The following is a 15,730-nucleotide window of genomic DNA, read 5'->3' as shown; positions in this document are numbered from 1 at the left end:
TCGGGACTATACCATAATTTTGGGAATATTTACACCCGCACTTCGCAAACACCCGACCCGTTATGTGCCATTTTTGAATGACAATGCGAATAGATACAGACAAACAAATGAATTTACTTAGTGATAAGAACGTTGCAATAATTGGTGGTGGACCCGTTGGACTGACTATGGCAAAATTATTACAGCAAAACGGCATAGACGTTTCAGTTTACGAAAGAGACAACGACCGAGAGGCAAGAATTTTTGGTGGAACCCTTGACCTACACAAAGGTTCAGGTCAGGAAGCAATGAAAAAAGCGGGATTGTTACAAACTTATTATGACTTAGCCTTACCAATGGGTGTAAATATTGCTGATGAAAAAGGCAATATTTTATCCACAAAAAATGTAAAGCCCGAAAATCGATTTGACAATCCTGAAATAAACAGAAATGACTTAAGGGCTATCTTGTTGAATAGTTTAGAAAACGACACGGTTATTTGGGATAGAAAACTTGTTATGCTTGAACCTGGTAAGAAGAAGTGGACACTAACTTTTGAGAATAAACCGAGTGAAACAGCAGATTTGGTTATTATTGCCAATGGTGGAATGTCTAAAGTAAGAAAATTTGTTACCGACACGGAAGTTGAAGAAACAGGTACTTTCAATATACAAGCCGATATTCATCAACCGGAGGTGAACTGTCCTGGATTTTTTCAGCTTTGCAATGGAAACCGGCTAATGGCTGCTCATCAAGGTAATTTATTATTTGCGAATCCTAATAATAATGGTGCATTGCATTTTGGAATAAGTTTTAAAACACCTGATGAATGGAAAAGCAAAACGCGGGTAGATTTTCAAGACAGAAATAGTGTCGTTGATTTTCTCCTGAAAAAATTTTCCGATTGGGACGAACGCTACAAAGAACTGATTCGTTTGACATCATCTTTTGTAGGGTTAGCGACACGAATATTTCCCTTAGATAAGTCTTGGAAAAGTAAGCGTCCATTACCCATAACGATGATTGGAGATGCTGCTCATTTGATGCCTCCTTTTGCAGGACAAGGCGTAAACAGTGGGTTGATGGATGCCTTGATATTGTCGGATAATCTGACCAATGGGAAATTTAACAGCATTGAAGAGGCTATTGAAAATTATGAACAGCAAATGTTTATCTATGGCAAAGAAGCATAAGAAGAATCAACTCAAAACGAAATTGAAATGTTTAAACCCGACTTTACGTTTCAGCAATTGTTAAATGTATAAAATGGAATAAAACGGCACATAACAAACAAATTGGCAATAGAGCCGGTGAAGTACTTCTATTGAACTTTTGTGCAATGTTAAAGATTAGTAATTCTATTCAACATTTGTGCTAAAAGTCGGCTCCATCGCCAATTTGCCAAACGTTGTGCGAAACTCTATCCAAAAAAAAGCAAAAAAATGTTGTATAAAATACCAATAATTGGCTTCTTTGATAAAAAAAGATTATGGCACGAAATACTTCAATTTTATTAGGCGACAATTTTGAAAACTTCATTAACGAGCAAATAGCTTCTGGTAAATACAACTCTGTAAGTGAAGTTGTTAGAACTGCTTTGAGAATTTTTGAACATGAAGAAAACAAAACAAAATCTTTAATCAACGAACTTAAAATAGGAGAAAAAAGTGCAAAGATTAAAAATTTTGATCGTAACAAAAATTTTGAACAACTTAAAGCAAACTTCGGAAAATAATGTCGAAATATATAATTAGCGAAAAAGCATTAGATGACATTAATAAAATCTGGATTTACACAGCAGAAAATTGGTCGATTGAACAAGCTGACCGATACTATAATTTAATTTTTGACGAAATTGAATATATAGTTGTCAATTTTGAAATTGCTCGTGACTTTGGAAACATTAGAAAAAACGACTCTATGTTGAATACAGTGGGTAATTAAATTTTAGTTTACTGCAAGTAAAGTAAATCATGTTGATAAAGTTGATTGTGTTTCTGTAACCCCTAGCTCTTTTTTTAGCGAGCTGAATTTTTGAGTTTATACCCTCAATTACACCATTATTTATTCTACTTTCGATGTAGTTTATAATTCCTGACCAATGTGCTTTTATTGTTTTTGATGCTTTTTGGAATGGATAAATTCCAGAATCATCTGCATAATCACACCAAAAAGCTAAATAGGTTTCTGCTTCTGCTTTTTGTTTTATATCCCAAAAATCTTTAAACATTTCGAGTAACTGGTAGCCTTGACCTAATTTAGGATATAATTCCATTAAAAAGTCTTTTTCTGATTTGATTTCAGGGGTTAATTTTGATTTAAGAAAGGTGTATTTATGCCCTTTTAATAAATCGTTTCCTTTGCGTTCTAATCTTCGTAATTCGTCCATTGCTTTGTTTACTTCTTTGACTACATGGAATTTATCAAAAGTAATTTCCGCTTCTGGTAAATTTGTATTGCAACCTGATATAAATGCTGGTGACATATCTATACAAACCTGCTTAATCTCTGCAATTTCTACTTCTTTTTCTTTTAGATAATCAACACTCTTTTCAATACAATCTGCTCCTTTTCCCTCACAAGCAAACAGTACTCGTTTTTGCTCTAAATCAACCATGTGAGTAATATAGTTATGTCCTTTTTTAACCGAAGTTTCATCAAAACCTATTTTGGTTAAAGAATCAATAACATCTTCTTTATGAGCAATAGAAATCCAATAATCAAAGACATTCCAAATTCTAGCAGGATAAACTTGTAGGAGTTTAGCAACTTTATTCACAGGCATTTCGTTTTCTATTAACAACATTGAAAAAGCTTCAAACAATAGAGTAAAACCGCTTCCTTTTCTTGCCCATGGAACTTCTTGGGTTTTAATTTTCCCATCAGACTGCATTACTCTTGGAACTTTAGCATGTAGATAACATTTATGCTGAAAAAAGTTAAGATGTTCCCATCGTCTTTCAACTGTATCATAAGCAGTATAATATTGTGTATCATCTGCTAAAAACAAATGACCTTTCTTAAAGCCTAAATAAACATCTAATTGAAGGCGTTCTTTGTCAAAAACAACTTCTTTAACATACCAAGGCTCTACTAAACCTAATGCTATGGAAAATATTTCTACTGAATTTTGCATAAACAAAAATAATATTTTTATATTTACCCATTATAAACAATATAGAACCAAATTTAATTACCTTTACTATCATAAACAAACTATAAATGTTGCCTAATATTTATAATTTAAAGAAACCAGTTGACCTATGTTTTTTCTAAAAACTATTTTATTATTTCTACAAGACGAACAATACCGCGATTTGCTAATCACGACTGCAATAATTTTGCTAATTGGAACGGTAAGTTATCATTATTTAGAAGGCTGGGGCTATGTGGATTCACTTTATTTCTCAATGGTTACCTTAACAACGATTGGTTATGGGGATTTTACACCGCAAACTGACGAAGGAAAAATTTTCACTATACTTTATATTATTGTTGGAATTGGCGTGATTTTAAGTTTTATTAACACTATTCAACAACATTATGCTAAAATGAAATACAACGAGAAAAAACATTTTTTAACTTCGCGCAAAGCTGAAAATTCAAATCATAAAAAAAGGGAAAATTAATATTTTCCCTTTTTTATATTCAATCTATTTCTTAAAATGTTTCCGGTATGGGAAATATGCAATTGCTGCGATTATCAATACAATTACTAAGATAATAAAGTAATATGTTACGTTCTGCTGTTCTCCGGAAGCATAACTATGTAAACCACTTAAGTGGAAGTTTACGCCAAAATAGGTCATAATAATAGATGCAAAAGCTAAAACACTCATTACATTATAAATCCATCGTCCGCGTAAAGCAGGTACAAAACGAGCATGAATTACAAAGGCATAAATCATAATACTAATTAGAGCCCAAGTTTCTTTTGGATCCCAACCCCAGTAACGCCCCCAACTTTCATTTGCCCATTGTCCACCTAAGAAGTTTCCAATGGTAAGCATTACTAGTCCGACAGTTAAAGCTAATTCATTGATGTATGTAATTTCATCAATACTCATTTTCATTTTTGCTTTGTTCTTTTCGTTTGTAAAAATCATCAAGAATAATGCAATTAAACCTAGAACCATGGCCAAAGTAAACGGACCGTAACTCCCTACAATAACTGCTACGTGAATCATTAACCAATAGGAGTTTAAAACCGGTTGTAAGTTTCCAATTGAAGGATCCATCCAGTTCCAGTGTGCAATCATTAAAATCATCGACGTTACAAAAGCAGTTGAAGCAACTGTTAATTTAGAATCTTTACCGAAAGCCAAACCAAAAAACATTGTTGCCCAAGCCACGTAAATCATACTTTCATAAGCATCACTCCAAGGTGCGTGACCTGAAATGTACCATCTGACAATTAATCCTGCTAAATGGAAAGCAAAAAACAAGGCGATTAATCCGTGGAACACATTTATTATTCTTCGAATGTTTTTGGTGTTTTTGAAGATTTGAACAATACAGAAGGCTAGCATTAAAATTCCAGCAAACATGTACATATAATATAATCGTTTGAAAATATCATATTTGTTGTATTGAATTTCCGAATTGATTTTACTGTCTTCCAACATTACCGAGCCACCAAATTTATGTTGGTATTTCTTTAAGCCTGTTAACAAGCTGTTCGGCATTTTATAATCATTGTTTTGTGAGGATTTTTGAATCGCATCCAAATAAAACGGCATGATGTTTTTAATTGAATCTAAAGCAGTTCCTGTTGGTTCGCCAATTTCTAAATAAGAAACCCATTTGTTAGATTTATCACCTGGAATAGGAAATACTTTCAAGATTTGTCCGCTTAAAGCCGAATATAATAAGTTTACCTTTTTGTCTGCATCAATAAAATCCTTTTGGAATTGATTTGGAACCGGTTCTTTCGAAGCATCTTCTAAATAACTAGCCAATTTATAAGCACCTGTTTCATCAAAAAACGAAACTAATGGTGCATATTTAGCCTCTTTTTCAATACCAATAATTTTACGAATGCTATCATTTCCTCTTTTCAAGTAAATAATTGGTAAACCATACCAATATTGAGGATATTGTGTCATGGAAATAAACGCCTGATCGGAATTCATGCCTTCATAGGTATCACTTTTAGATACTTTTCGAAGCAATTCAGATGAAAACGTATTGATAGGCTTCATTCTTCCGCCATCTTGAATTACAATTTTTCCAAATTCGGCAGCATGTTCTTCAGAAACTATACTTTTCTTCAGCAATTTAAGTGTTTCTTCTTTATTTGGCTGATGTTGGTGTTGTTCTTGAGCAAATGTTAGTGAAGTAAACAAAATCAAGAAAACACTAAGCAGTCATTAATAAGACATGATTTGGAACAAATACATGAGTTGTATTCTTTTTTTCAAAATAACATCAAAAGCTTTAGCTATGATAAAGATTTTAGTGGTAGAAGCAGTTTAATTTTTGGAAAGAGAGCAATAAAACATTTTTTTCAAGATATTGAAGATATGAATGTTAATATTCATAATGATGATGATATTCTAAAAATTGACGGAGTTAGAGAAATATTGGGCATCATAAACAGTGCTAAATTAATTTTACAGAAAAACAAAATTTCAAAGCTAGTTAAAGAAGATAAGGAGTTTTATAATACATTAATTTATCACGAATTGGTTTTTAGCATTTTCCCTGCGAAAGAAATTGAAAATGAAGACCCATTAGCATTAAAAAAGTGTACCATTTGCGAAATTTATCATGGGAATTTTCCTCCTTTAATCTTTCATAAAATACAAGAACTTAAAAAAGAATTATAATACTAAAAAATACAAAATGATAGACAAAAAAGAATTAAAAAAAACTATCGATGTTCAAAAATAAAATCCCATTTAATATTTTTCAAGAAAACGAAATCTAATGAAATAGAAGTTATAAGAGTTTTACATGAAAAAATGGATATTGAAAACCAACTTAACGAATAACAAGAGCTACGCACAACAGCAGTTTGGCAAAATGGCGGAAATGGTGCTAAAAAGAAAGTTCAGTTTTCAAAAGAGCTTTTGTGCTAAAAAGGAAGTAAGTGCTTCAAAATCCGCCACTTCGCCAAGCTGCAAAACGTTGTGCGTCATCTTGAAGCGACATAAACCTTAATGAAACAAAAATTAAAATGAGAAAAATAATAATACTTTTAAATATAATTATATTAGTAAACTTTACCGCAAATTGCCAAACTAAAAAACTAAATACAAAAGAAGTTGTAAAAACAGAATTTGGAAATATTTTGGATAGTTTAGAAGTAAACGGATCAATTTTAATTTATGACGTAAAAAACAAAATATATTATTCTAACGATTTTTCTTGGGCAAAAACTGGAGTAATTCCAGCATCAACTTTCAAAATTCCGAACTCAATAATTGCTTTAGAAACTGGAATAATTAAAAATGATTCTGCAATTTTCAAATGGAATGGTGAAAAACGGAGATTTAAAATATGGGAAGAAGATTTGACTTTTAAAAAAGCGTTTCAAGTTTCTTGTGTTCCTTGTTATCAAGAAATTGCTAGAAAAGTTGGTGTAAAAAGAATGAAAAAATATTTGAGAAAATTAGATTACAAAGGAATGGTTTTCGACACTTTAACCATTGATAATTTTTGGCTTGAAGGAAAATCCAAATTTTCTCAAATGCAACAAATCGACTTTTTAGAAAGATTATATTTCTCAAAATTACCGATTTCAAAAAAAACAGAAAATATAATGAAAGACATAATGCAAATTGAAAAAACTGAAAATTATGTTATAAGTGGAAAAACAGGTTGGGGAATGAGGAATGAAATGAATAATGGTTGGTTAGTTGGATATTTAGAAACGAATAACTCAGTGTACTTTTTTGCTACAAACGTTGAAAAGCAAGAAACAAATATGGACGAATTTCCAATTATTCGATTGAATTCAACAAAAGAAGCATTCAGAAAACTAAAAATAATTCAATAAAAAGACGAACGCACAACATCATATTTGCAAAAGCGGGGGTTTGGTGCTTCTATGACAGTGACGTGCTAAATTCAAGCTTTGTGCTTCTAATGAAGTTTAGTGCTGAAAATCCCCGCCTTCGCAAATATGAGAACCGTTACCAGCAATTATGAAGACAGACCGTAAACTAAAAATCATATTCGGAATTTTATCCGTTGGACTTTTGACAACTTTGCTTATCAAGTTGACAAACGTTCCAGGAGGAATGATTTTGTCAGGACTTTTTCTTGGCGGAATGATTATTGTCGGAATTATTATAGGTTGCTTAATATTATCTGGACTGTTAAAGCTAATTTTCAAAAAGATTTCATTTCTGACAATTCTTTCGATAACGACAACAATTTCATTTTTAGCTTTTCACTACCAATTGTATTCACCGACTTTGAAAATCATAGTTCCTAATGGATATAAAGGTGAAATAAATCTCATTTTATCAAACGTAAAAGACAACATTTTGACTGTTGACAGTAACGGAATTGGCTATTTAAACGAATGGACATTTAACAAAACATATTCAAGACCAATAGTTGAACAATTAGACGGAAAAAATCTTGACAAAAATCTTGTTGGATTTAATCCTTCGACATTTTTTGGAACATCAATTGGTGGAGGAAATGCAATAAAGAGCTTAAGTTTCGAGATTGTTCCTGACAGCGTTTTAGGACAGAAACAATATTATTCAGCCGACTGGACAGAATATGTTGACAAAAAATTAGTTTTATTAAAAGACCCTAAAAAAGGAATTGAGAGAAATGAAGCAACTGTTGAAATTAAACCCGAATAAAATAACTGCTGGTAACATCGGTTTGGCAATATGGCGGCTGAAGTGCTTCTATGAAACATTTGTGCAAGGTTCAACGGCAGTAATTCTATTGAACTTTTGTGCAAAAAATCCGCCACATCGCCAAGCCGAANGCTAACAAGGTATTGCCAAAAGCGGGGGTGAAGTGCTAAATTCAAGGTTAGTGCTTCTATCTCCGCCAAAAACGAATTTTATTCGTTTTTTATTCTTAAATTTATCTCATAAAAATTCGTTTTGGCTTGCCTTCGTGCAGAATTTAAGCTTTCAGCCATAAATTCCCCGCCTTCGGCAATACCCAAACCGTTATAGCCAATAGCAGGACGACACTGCCCCGAAACAAAACTTTGACAAAACAGAAATGCTTGAAATCAGAAAAGGAACAGCGACAAAAAATTACGAAAACACTTTTTTCAGAGAGTTTGCAGATAATCTAAAAAAGATGTTTGACAAGTATTCGCTTGACGGGTTACTTATTGCCAATTCTGAATGTGAAGCAGAAAGCAGACTTCAAATTGATGCTTTACTGATTACGCCAAAAGCAGTTTGTATAATTGACTTCAAAAATTTTGGTGGTAAAATCACACTTCCTAAAAATGCAAAATCAGAATTTGACTTTGGTACTTGGACAAACGAAAATGGCGAACAGATAAAAGGCGGAAGTTCTATAAACCCGTTTATACAACTGAAAACACAAAAAGAACGCTTTATCAAAGTGGTAGAAAAACACATACAACCGAAACTGCCACTTCGTGGCAGTTCGTTTAATGCGTTTCATACTGTTAGAGCCGTTTGTTTTCAGAAACCAATTGAATTGAATGGAAAAATTCCGTCAAATGAAGAACTGAACTTTTTCATTTTTGATAAGAATAATTATCTTGAAACAATAAGAGATATTATAGATATTTCTGACAAAGAAGTTTCTCTATCAAAAGAATCATTTGACCTTTTTAAAGAAGTTTTCAGAGCCGATAAGTTTGACACTTCTGAAAAATACGACCAAACAAACGATTTCACCTCTTATCATACCGAATTAGATTTTGAAAATCTTTATCCTGACCAAAAATCGGCTCTAAATGAAATTGAAAACTTCATTAAGTCCGAAGAAGAAAAGATTTTTGTTTTACAAGGAACTTCGTTAAGTGGAAAAACGCATATAATTCCGTTCATTCAAGAAGTTGCGTTTAATAATCAAATTACGGAAGTGAAATTATTTGCTTCATCAAGCAGAATTTCCAACAATCTTTTGAAAAGTTCAAATTTAGAATTTGAAAGCATTTACTCATACATTTACGGAGGAAATTCAACAATCGTAAACGAACAAGAAAGTGAAGAGGAAAATGAAAATTCTTTGAATTTGGAAATCGTTCCACTAAAAAAATCTGACGACACAGAAGAAGCCATTTTTATCGTTGATGAGAGTCATTTAATTTCGGATAATTATCATCAATCAGTCGATTTAAGATTTGGTTCAGGTAAGTTGCTGAAAGATTTTTTGGAATTTTCAGATTTAAAAAACACCAAAAGAAAAGTGATTTTTATCGGAGATAGTTTTCAATTATCATTAGGCAAAAAAGAAGAAGCCTCATTAAATCCCGAATATTTAAGTGAAGAGTACGGCTTTAAAAATAAAGCATTTCAACTAATTGATAAAGAAAACAAATCGGTTGTAGTTTCAGAAGCTCTCAAAGCCGTTAATTGTATTCGTCAGCAATCATTCAATAATCTTTCTTTCAACTTATCGGACAACATTAGAACTGTAGCAAAAGAGGATTTAAAAACTGAAATAGAAAATTCGCTAAATGCAAACTCTCACATTCTTTGTTACTCAAATTCTGATGCTCAAAAAGTAAATTATTGGATTAAAAATTCCATTCTGAAAAACGGAAATGATTTAACAAAAGGCGATTACATCATTTTTGTAAACAATATCCGTGTGGAAGATGAAAGCGACCCATTTGCAGAGCCAACAAAAATTTACAACGGACAATTTGCGACCGTTTTAGAAGTTTCTCATAACATTGTTTCCGAAAGCATAAAACTGAAAGGAAAAGATAGTAATGTAACTCTAAATTTCAGAGAAATCAAGTTACATTTAGACGGAACAAATCACGAAGCAACAATTTTAAGTTTTGAAAATTTCCGTTTGAGCGACAAAGGCGAACTTTCAAAAGAAGAAATAATTTCGTTCAACATTCTACTCAATCAACTTGCGGAAAAGGAAATTTCCAATTTTAAAAACGGTAAATATCACGCAGATGATGAACTAAAAAGTTTGTTGGAAAAATACGACCCGAAAACAAGAAAGGGAATTACGAAACTGCAAAAAGCACTTAAAAAGCAATTGCGGAACGTTCCATCATCAGAATATTACAAGTTTAAAAACTCGGCACAAATCCGTTTCGGTTGGGCTTTGACGGTTCACAAATCAATGTCTTACAAATGGAACGAAATATATTTTAATGTAGAAACGGGCGGTGGAAAAACGAACGAAACGTATTTCAAATGGATTTACACGGGTTTAATCAGAGCCACCCAAAAAGTTAGCTTAATCAATTACGAGCCGATAAGTCCGTTTTTCAAATTGACGATAAATCCAGCCGTTCCGAAAATTGACAAAGGAAAAGAGTTGTTTTACATTGCAGACACAACGGCTGACTTATCAAATTTCAACAAAACGACTTCGGAAAAATTCAAATTTTCCGACATTGAAAACAAATCTTCATTGTTGCAGTTGTTTCAATTTGTTGAAAACAAAATTGCTCAAAACAACTTATCAATAAACCTAATTAACCACCCTGCATTTCAAGAACAATATGAAATCAAAGGAAGTATGGGGGAAATAGCTAATGTTTCAATTATCTACAATAAAAAGGGACAATTTAAAATGCCTACATTGATGAAATCAACACCAAAGGAATTTGGCGAAGAACTCATCAATCTTTTGAAATCAGAAAATCAAATTTCGGACTTTTCATTTATTCAAAGTAATTGGAGAAAATCGGCTTATGAACAATTACATCAAAAATTGAAAGCAAAAGAAATTGGTTTTGGTTACATCATTCAAGTTCCGTACAAAGACACAATACAATTCAATAACGGTACGGAAACTCTTATTGCAGATTTGTATTATGACGGAGACGGATTTTTTACATCAATAATTGCAACATCTTGCACCAACATTGATTTTTGGGCTGAAATTCAAAATGTTTTTAACGAACTAAAAGAAAACTTAGATGGATAACCAAATTGAAACAAAGCAAGAACTTGATTCTAAAGCTAAAAACAATTTGGAATCTAATCCAAATGAAGCTGTCAAGATTTACAAGTCAATGTATGAGCAATATCCCGACCAATTTAATAGTTGGGACGCTTTTTACACAATTAAGGCAATGAGACTTGCCACTTCATTTGATGTTTCTTGGGCAAGTGAATTGGCAGAAAAATATAAAGATGAAAAAGTATGTGGATTGTATGGTTGGCTTGTTTTTGACAAGTGTGTAAAAGGAAAAGAGCGAACAGAAATAATAAACAATGAACAACACATTTCATCGCTCATAAATTTATCACCACAAAAGAATTTAAAAGAAGATGACAAGTTTCCTTGTCCAACAACAATTTCAATTTTAAAACTGTGTGATGCACACGCTGAAAATTTATTTAATGCTCGAAAAATAAACGATTTTTTGTCAGGGTTAGATTACAACTTATTGTCTGACAAAGCACAATCCAGAGAAACACAGACAAGAGGCGAAGTTGAATTATCATCTGACCTTGAAAAATATTTTGCTCTCAAAACAAAAGCATTATTGAAACTAAAAGAATATGAATCTTGTAAAGAACTATCTTCAATTGCACTTCAATCAATTCAAAAGTTTCATTACGATAATGATTTATGGTTTAAAATGAGAATTGCTTTATCAGAAGATGGTCTTGGCAATTCGGAAAAGAGCGAAGAACTGTTTAAAGAATTATTGAGCAGCAAGGCAGGTAGTGGCAAATGGTTTTTGTATCGTGATATTTCACAAATATATTTTGAGCAGAATAATTTTGAAAAGGCGTGGAAATATGCTGTTGATGCAACTTTTTATGGCAACGAACCACATTTTTTAATTGGGTTGTATTTACTTCAAGCCCGAATTTTATTCAAATTAAACCGAGCTTCCGAAGCAAGTGTCCTTGCTGAACTTATCGCTTCAATACTGAAAGAGCAACAATGGAATGATAAATTAGAATACAACAAACTTTTTTCATATTTCAAAACAGATAGACTGAATGTTAAGCCTGTAAAAGAAATAATCAGAACATTAAATGCCTTTTGGCAAAATGAAAGATATGGAAATAAAACAAAAACAAAAGGCGTAATAATTTCTATCCATCATAATGGTAAAGGCGGAAAAATCAAAGATTCAAACGGTGTTGTTTTAGGTTTCTTGAAAAAAGATTTAGTAAGAAAGCTAAAATCTATTGACAATCTAAAAGGAGCAAATGTTGAGTTTTATTCAATGAAAAACTTTGAAAACAAAGACATTGCAGAAAGTATAGAAGTATTGAATTTCCCAACACAAAACAATTCTAATATTAACAACTCGCAAACAAGTCAAAATCTTGAAGGCGAAATAGTACGAATATTACACGACAACGAGCGTGGAAAAGTTGGCTTCATAAAATGCAACGGAAAAGAGCATTATTTTTCAGTAAATCCAAACTATCCTTTTATTTCTAAAATTGTAGTCGGAGCAAAAGTAATTTTCAAGATAATTCCAGCAACAGAAGAAAAAAAGGAACAAACAAGAATTGTAAAATTGATTGAATAATATTGCTACTGGCTATAACAAGGGTTTTGCAAGAGAGCGGGTTAAGTGCTTCGTTTGAAACTTTTTCGTAAATTTGAACATTCGTGCTTCGTATCAAAGGTAGTGCTAAAAATCCGCTCCCTCGCAAAGCCCCAAAACGTTGTGCGACATACTAAAATAAGAAAATAGTTAAAAAAAATATACTAAATTCTGATATTTAATAAGTTATATTTAGAAAAAATTAACTACATTCGTTCCAATAACCCTGAAAATTTAACTTATGAAACAAAATTATTTTTTATTTGTATTGTTTTTTATTTCTGTAAATTTATTTTCTCAAGATTTAAAAAACTACTATGTGGTTGTAAAAAACAACTACTCTATTGAACCCCTTTCCAAAACATCAAATTCTGATGGGTCTTTGAATTTGACGTTTTCTCAACAGTCATTACAAAACTTTTTTGATAGTAAAGTTATTTTTGAGTATCAAAAATCATTTCCTGGTACAAACTCTTCACTTCTACAAAGAATATACAGGATTTCCACACAAAATGTTACGAATTTTTTAAATGAGGCAAAAAATTTACAAGAAATAGATTTTGTAACAGAAATACCTGAATTACAATATCTTCAATACCCAAACGACATTACCCTATTAAGCGAAGGTAATGAAAGAGCATTAGAATTAGTTCGTGCCCCTTTGGCTTGGGAGATTACTACAGGAGGAAACCCAAATGTTATGATTGGTATAGCGGATGGTGGATTTAATACAAATCATGAAGACTTATCTGATAATATATTTCAACATTTTGGTAATGTATCAAGTTCCGGTGGACATGGAACGATTGTTTCAGGTTACGCATCTGCCACAACAAACAATAATATAGGTGTCTCATCAATAGGATATAATACAAAACTTATTACCGGAGATAGATATTCCTATGACTATGATATTTACGATGACATATATATTCATAGTGGAACTGAAATGGTTCATTTTTTGGCACAAGTACCTGGTGTCAGAGTTGTAAATACTGCATGGGTATCTACTTGTGGTACAGACCCTGATTATTTGGAAATAGAACAAGAGGTTTATAGAGAAATTTGGGAAGATTTTGGAGTTGTTGTGGTATCTGCTGCCGGTAATGGAAGTACTTGTGGTGGGCCGAATAATTATGTTTATCCTGCTGCTCACGAATATACCATTGCTGTTTCTTCTGTAGGAACATCTTTCCCCATAGGTTATGTGAATATTAATGAGGATGGAGAACATTTAATAGAATGGAATGATTGTCACCAAAATGGAATAGATTTATCCAATCCCGATACAAATACCCACCAACATAACGACAAAGTTGATATTGTTGCTCCGGGATATGCAATCCCTGGTGGAATCCAAGGCAACAACGAATATACAAAATGTTGGGGGACTTCTTGTGCATCACCTCAGGTAAGTGCAGCGGCGGCATTGGTTATGTCGGTCGAACCTGAACTAACCCCTAATCAAGTTCGGGATATTCTTAAAAGTACGGCAGATGATATTTATTGGATTCCATACAACGAACCCTATATTGGGTTATTAGGAACAGGTCGCCTAAATGTGTTTAGAGCGGTTAAAACTGCTGATTGTTTAGATGAACAAAATCCGATTGTGGACTTTATGATTAAAGATTCTAAGCAAGATGTTGGACACGAACCCAATAACAATACAGAATATATGTGGACAAGCTCTGATATTTTTGTACGCAATCAAAATGACGGGAAATTAATTCCTGTGCATCAAAATCCTACTTATGACGGAATAAATCCCAACTACATTTATGTAAGAGTCACCAATCTTGGTTGCCAAACAAGCTCAGGAAATGACTTAGTGAAAGTAAATTGGGCAAAGGCAAACACTTCGCTTGCTTATCCTGAATATTGGAATGGAGACATTGTAATTAATGGAGTTGATTTTGGTGGAGAAGTTGGCACAGGAGTAATACCTTCACTTGAACCCGGACAAGAAGCATTGGTAGAAATTCCTTGGAATGTTCCTAACCCTGAAGATTATCAAAATATAAATGACAATCCATGGCACTTCTGTTTATTAGCCGAAATCATTTCAGATGATGATTCTTTAACTTCTCCACATACTCCCAATCCAAATCATATGGTTAGAAACAATAATAACCTTGCTTGGAAAAACATTACGGTCATAGATGTTTCCAATAAAATAGATATTGGAGCTGCAGTTGCCGTAACAAATCCGTCTGACACCCCGAGAACATTTTTCTTGGAATTCATAAAAGAGGATACTGAAACAGGCAAACCAATCTATGAAGAAGCAGAAGTAGGTGTAAAAATGGACGACATTTTATATGCCGCTTGGGAACGAGGAGGTAAAGCAGCTTCCCAACTTGATGATACGAACGATGAAAAAAAGAAAATCGTAAAAGGAAATAACGTAATTTTAGATAATTTACAGCTTAATGCTAATGAATTAGGTACTGTTCATTTGTCTTTTAGCTTCTTAACAAAAGAAGCTACTGAAAAGAATAATTACAGGTATCACGTCATTCAAAAAGATGCTTCCACAGGCGAAATTATGGGTGGCGAAACATTTGAAATCAAGAAGAAAGAAAGAAACCTATTTACGGCAAACGCAGGAAACGATTTGGAAATAGACAAAGACGAAACCGTAACCTTGACTGCCGAAGATATTTTTGAAGCAGCCGTTTACAACTGGTATGACGAAGACGGTAATTTAATATACACAGGAAAAGAGTTTGAAGTTTCACCCGAAATCACCAAAATATACAAATTAGAAGTAATTACAGAAGACGGTTTCAAGGATTATTCGGAAGTTGAAGTAAAAGTAAATCCTTATAAATTAATAAGTCTTTCGCCAAATCCTGCAATTTCACAGGTTCAGATTAATTATGATATAGAAAACAGCACATCAGCATATGTCATCGTAACAGGTGTTACTAATGGATTTTCAAATAACTATGTTTTAAATATCAGCAGTACACAAACCACAATAAATCTAAACGATTACCAAGCAGGGCATTATATTGTAACGCTTGTGTGTGACGGACAAATTGTAAATTCTAAGAATTTAATTAAATATTGATA

At 32.6% G+C, this 15,730-nt stretch carries 12 protein-coding genes and 2 pseudogenes; 12 read left to right on the top strand and 2 right to left on the bottom strand.

Annotation, left to right across the window (positions count from 1 at the left end; all coding sequences use genetic code 11):
• Window positions 1–77: 77 nt before the first annotated feature.
• The 3 genes and pseudogenes from tet(X) to BN8061_RS11555 all read left to right on the top strand — a co-directional run bounded on the left by tet(X) (window position 78) and on the right by BN8061_RS11555 (window position 1,923).
• Window positions 78–1,244: pseudogene (gene tet(X) / locus BN8061_RS11565) on the top strand (tetracycline-inactivating monooxygenase Tet(X)).
• Window positions 1,245–1,468: 224 nt separating this feature from the next.
• Window positions 1,469–1,714: a type II toxin-antitoxin system ParD family antitoxin gene (locus tag BN8061_RS11560; protein WP_068599426.1), complete on the top strand. Its 246-nt coding sequence runs from the start codon at window positions 1,469–1,471 to the stop codon at window positions 1,712–1,714.
• Window positions 1,714–1,923, top strand: coding sequence for a type II toxin-antitoxin system RelE/ParE family toxin (locus BN8061_RS11555; protein ID WP_094745968.1), 210 nt, complete (start codon window positions 1,714–1,716; stop codon window positions 1,921–1,923). The genes BN8061_RS11560 and BN8061_RS11555 overlap by 1 nt, the downstream gene beginning before the upstream one ends.
• On the opposite strand, the gene BN8061_RS11550 is transcribed toward BN8061_RS11555, so the two are convergent.
• Entirely contained in the window at window positions 1,898–3,115 is a 1,218-nt protein-coding gene (locus BN8061_RS11550) for an ISL3 family transposase (RefSeq protein ID WP_068599425.1), read from the bottom strand. The two genes, BN8061_RS11555 and BN8061_RS11550, sit on opposite strands and share 26 nt — an antisense overlap.
• 127 nt (window positions 3,116–3,242) lie before the next feature.
• Between BN8061_RS11550 and BN8061_RS11545 the strand changes: the two genes are divergently transcribed.
• Window positions 3,243–3,608 carry a potassium channel family protein gene (locus tag BN8061_RS11545; RefSeq protein WP_068599423.1) on the top strand — a complete coding sequence of 122 codons (366 nt, stop codon included), beginning with the start codon at window positions 3,243–3,245 and terminating at the stop codon, window positions 3,606–3,608.
• A 24-nt stretch (window positions 3,609–3,632) separates the two neighbouring features.
• On the opposite strand, the pseudogene BN8061_RS11540 reads toward BN8061_RS11545, so the two are convergent.
• Window positions 3,633–5,342: pseudogene (locus BN8061_RS11540) on the bottom strand (cytochrome c biogenesis protein); the annotation flags it as partial.
• A gap of 21 nt (window positions 5,343–5,363) precedes the next feature.
• On the opposite strand from BN8061_RS11540, the gene BN8061_RS11535 reads away from it, so the two are divergent.
• From BN8061_RS11535 to BN8061_RS11510, 8 genes are all read left to right on the top strand, one after another.
• Window positions 5,364–5,807, top strand: coding sequence for a hypothetical protein (locus BN8061_RS11535; protein WP_154662322.1), 444 nt, complete (start codon window positions 5,364–5,366; stop codon window positions 5,805–5,807).
• 9 nt (window positions 5,808–5,816) lie between these two features.
• A complete protein-coding gene (locus tag BN8061_RS12440) occupies window positions 5,817–5,972 on the top strand; it encodes a type II toxin-antitoxin system RelE/ParE family toxin (protein ID WP_154662325.1) in 156 nt (51 codons plus the stop codon).
• Window positions 5,935–6,141: a hypothetical protein gene (locus tag BN8061_RS11950; protein WP_154662321.1), complete on the top strand. Its 207-nt coding sequence runs from the start codon at window positions 5,935–5,937 to the stop codon at window positions 6,139–6,141. Before BN8061_RS12440 ends, BN8061_RS11950 begins: the two co-directional genes overlap by 38 nt.
• 16 nt (window positions 6,142–6,157) lie before the next feature.
• Window positions 6,158–6,979 carry a class D beta-lactamase gene (blaOXA, locus tag BN8061_RS11530; RefSeq protein WP_068599420.1) on the top strand — a complete coding sequence of 274 codons (822 nt, stop codon included), beginning with the start codon at window positions 6,158–6,160 and terminating at the stop codon, window positions 6,977–6,979.
• A 148-nt stretch (window positions 6,980–7,127) separates the two neighbouring features.
• Entirely contained in the window at window positions 7,128–7,802 is a 675-nt protein-coding gene (locus BN8061_RS11525; RefSeq protein WP_068595104.1) for a hypothetical protein, read from the top strand.
• 376 nt (window positions 7,803–8,178) lie between these two features.
• Window positions 8,179–11,061 carry an NERD domain-containing protein gene (locus BN8061_RS11520; RefSeq protein WP_068599418.1) on the top strand — a complete coding sequence of 961 codons (2,883 nt, stop codon included), beginning with the start codon at window positions 8,179–8,181 and terminating at the stop codon, window positions 11,059–11,061.
• Window positions 11,054–12,634, top strand: coding sequence for a hypothetical protein (locus tag BN8061_RS11515; RefSeq protein ID WP_068599416.1), 1,581 nt, complete (start codon window positions 11,054–11,056; stop codon window positions 12,632–12,634). The genes BN8061_RS11520 and BN8061_RS11515 overlap by 8 nt, the downstream gene beginning before the upstream one ends.
• Before the next feature lie 259 nt (window positions 12,635–12,893).
• Window positions 12,894–15,728, top strand: a complete 2,835-nt coding sequence (locus BN8061_RS11510; RefSeq protein ID WP_068599414.1) for a S8 family serine peptidase — start codon at window positions 12,894–12,896, stop codon at window positions 15,726–15,728.
• Window positions 15,729–15,730: the final 2 nt, after the last annotated feature.

The sequence above is a fragment of the Vaginella massiliensis genome (genome assembly GCF_900089075.1).
Lineage (GTDB): Bacteria > Bacteroidota > Bacteroidia > Flavobacteriales > Weeksellaceae > Weeksella > Weeksella massiliensis_A.
The sequence above is the reverse complement of the archived record's forward strand: the minus strand, read 5'-3'. Positions and strand labels throughout refer to the sequence as shown.

Bases quoted from the DNA above. Each gene is read 5' to 3' on its own strand.
- BN8061_RS11510 (WP_068599414.1), top strand. From the start codon at position 12,894: ATGAAACAAAATTATTTTTTATTTGTATTGTTTTTTATTTCTGTAAAT.
- BN8061_RS11545 (WP_068599423.1), top strand. From the start codon at position 3,243: ATGTTTTTTCTAAAAACTATTTTATTATTTCTACAAGACGAACAATAC.
- BN8061_RS11560 (WP_068599426.1), top strand. From the start codon at position 1,469: ATGGCACGAAATACTTCAATTTTATTAGGCGACAATTTTGAAAACTTC.
- BN8061_RS11515 (WP_068599416.1), top strand. From the start codon at position 11,054: ATGGATAACCAAATTGAAACAAAGCAAGAACTTGATTCTAAAGCTAAA.
- blaOXA (WP_068599420.1), top strand. From the start codon at position 6,158: ATGAGAAAAATAATAATACTTTTAAATATAATTATATTAGTAAACTTT.
- BN8061_RS11525 (WP_068595104.1), top strand. From the start codon at position 7,128: ATGAAGACAGACCGTAAACTAAAAATCATATTCGGAATTTTATCCGTT.
- BN8061_RS11950 (WP_154662321.1), top strand. From the start codon at position 5,935: ATGAAAAAATGGATATTGAAAACCAACTTAACGAATAACAAGAGCTAC.
- BN8061_RS11555 (WP_094745968.1), top strand. From the start codon at position 1,714: ATGTCGAAATATATAATTAGCGAAAAAGCATTAGATGACATTAATAAA.
- BN8061_RS11550 (WP_068599425.1), bottom strand. From the start codon at position 3,115: ATGCAAAATTCAGTAGAAATATTTTCCATAGCATTAGGTTTAGTAGAG.
- BN8061_RS11520 (WP_068599418.1), top strand. From the start codon at position 8,179: ATGCTTGAAATCAGAAAAGGAACAGCGACAAAAAATTACGAAAACACT.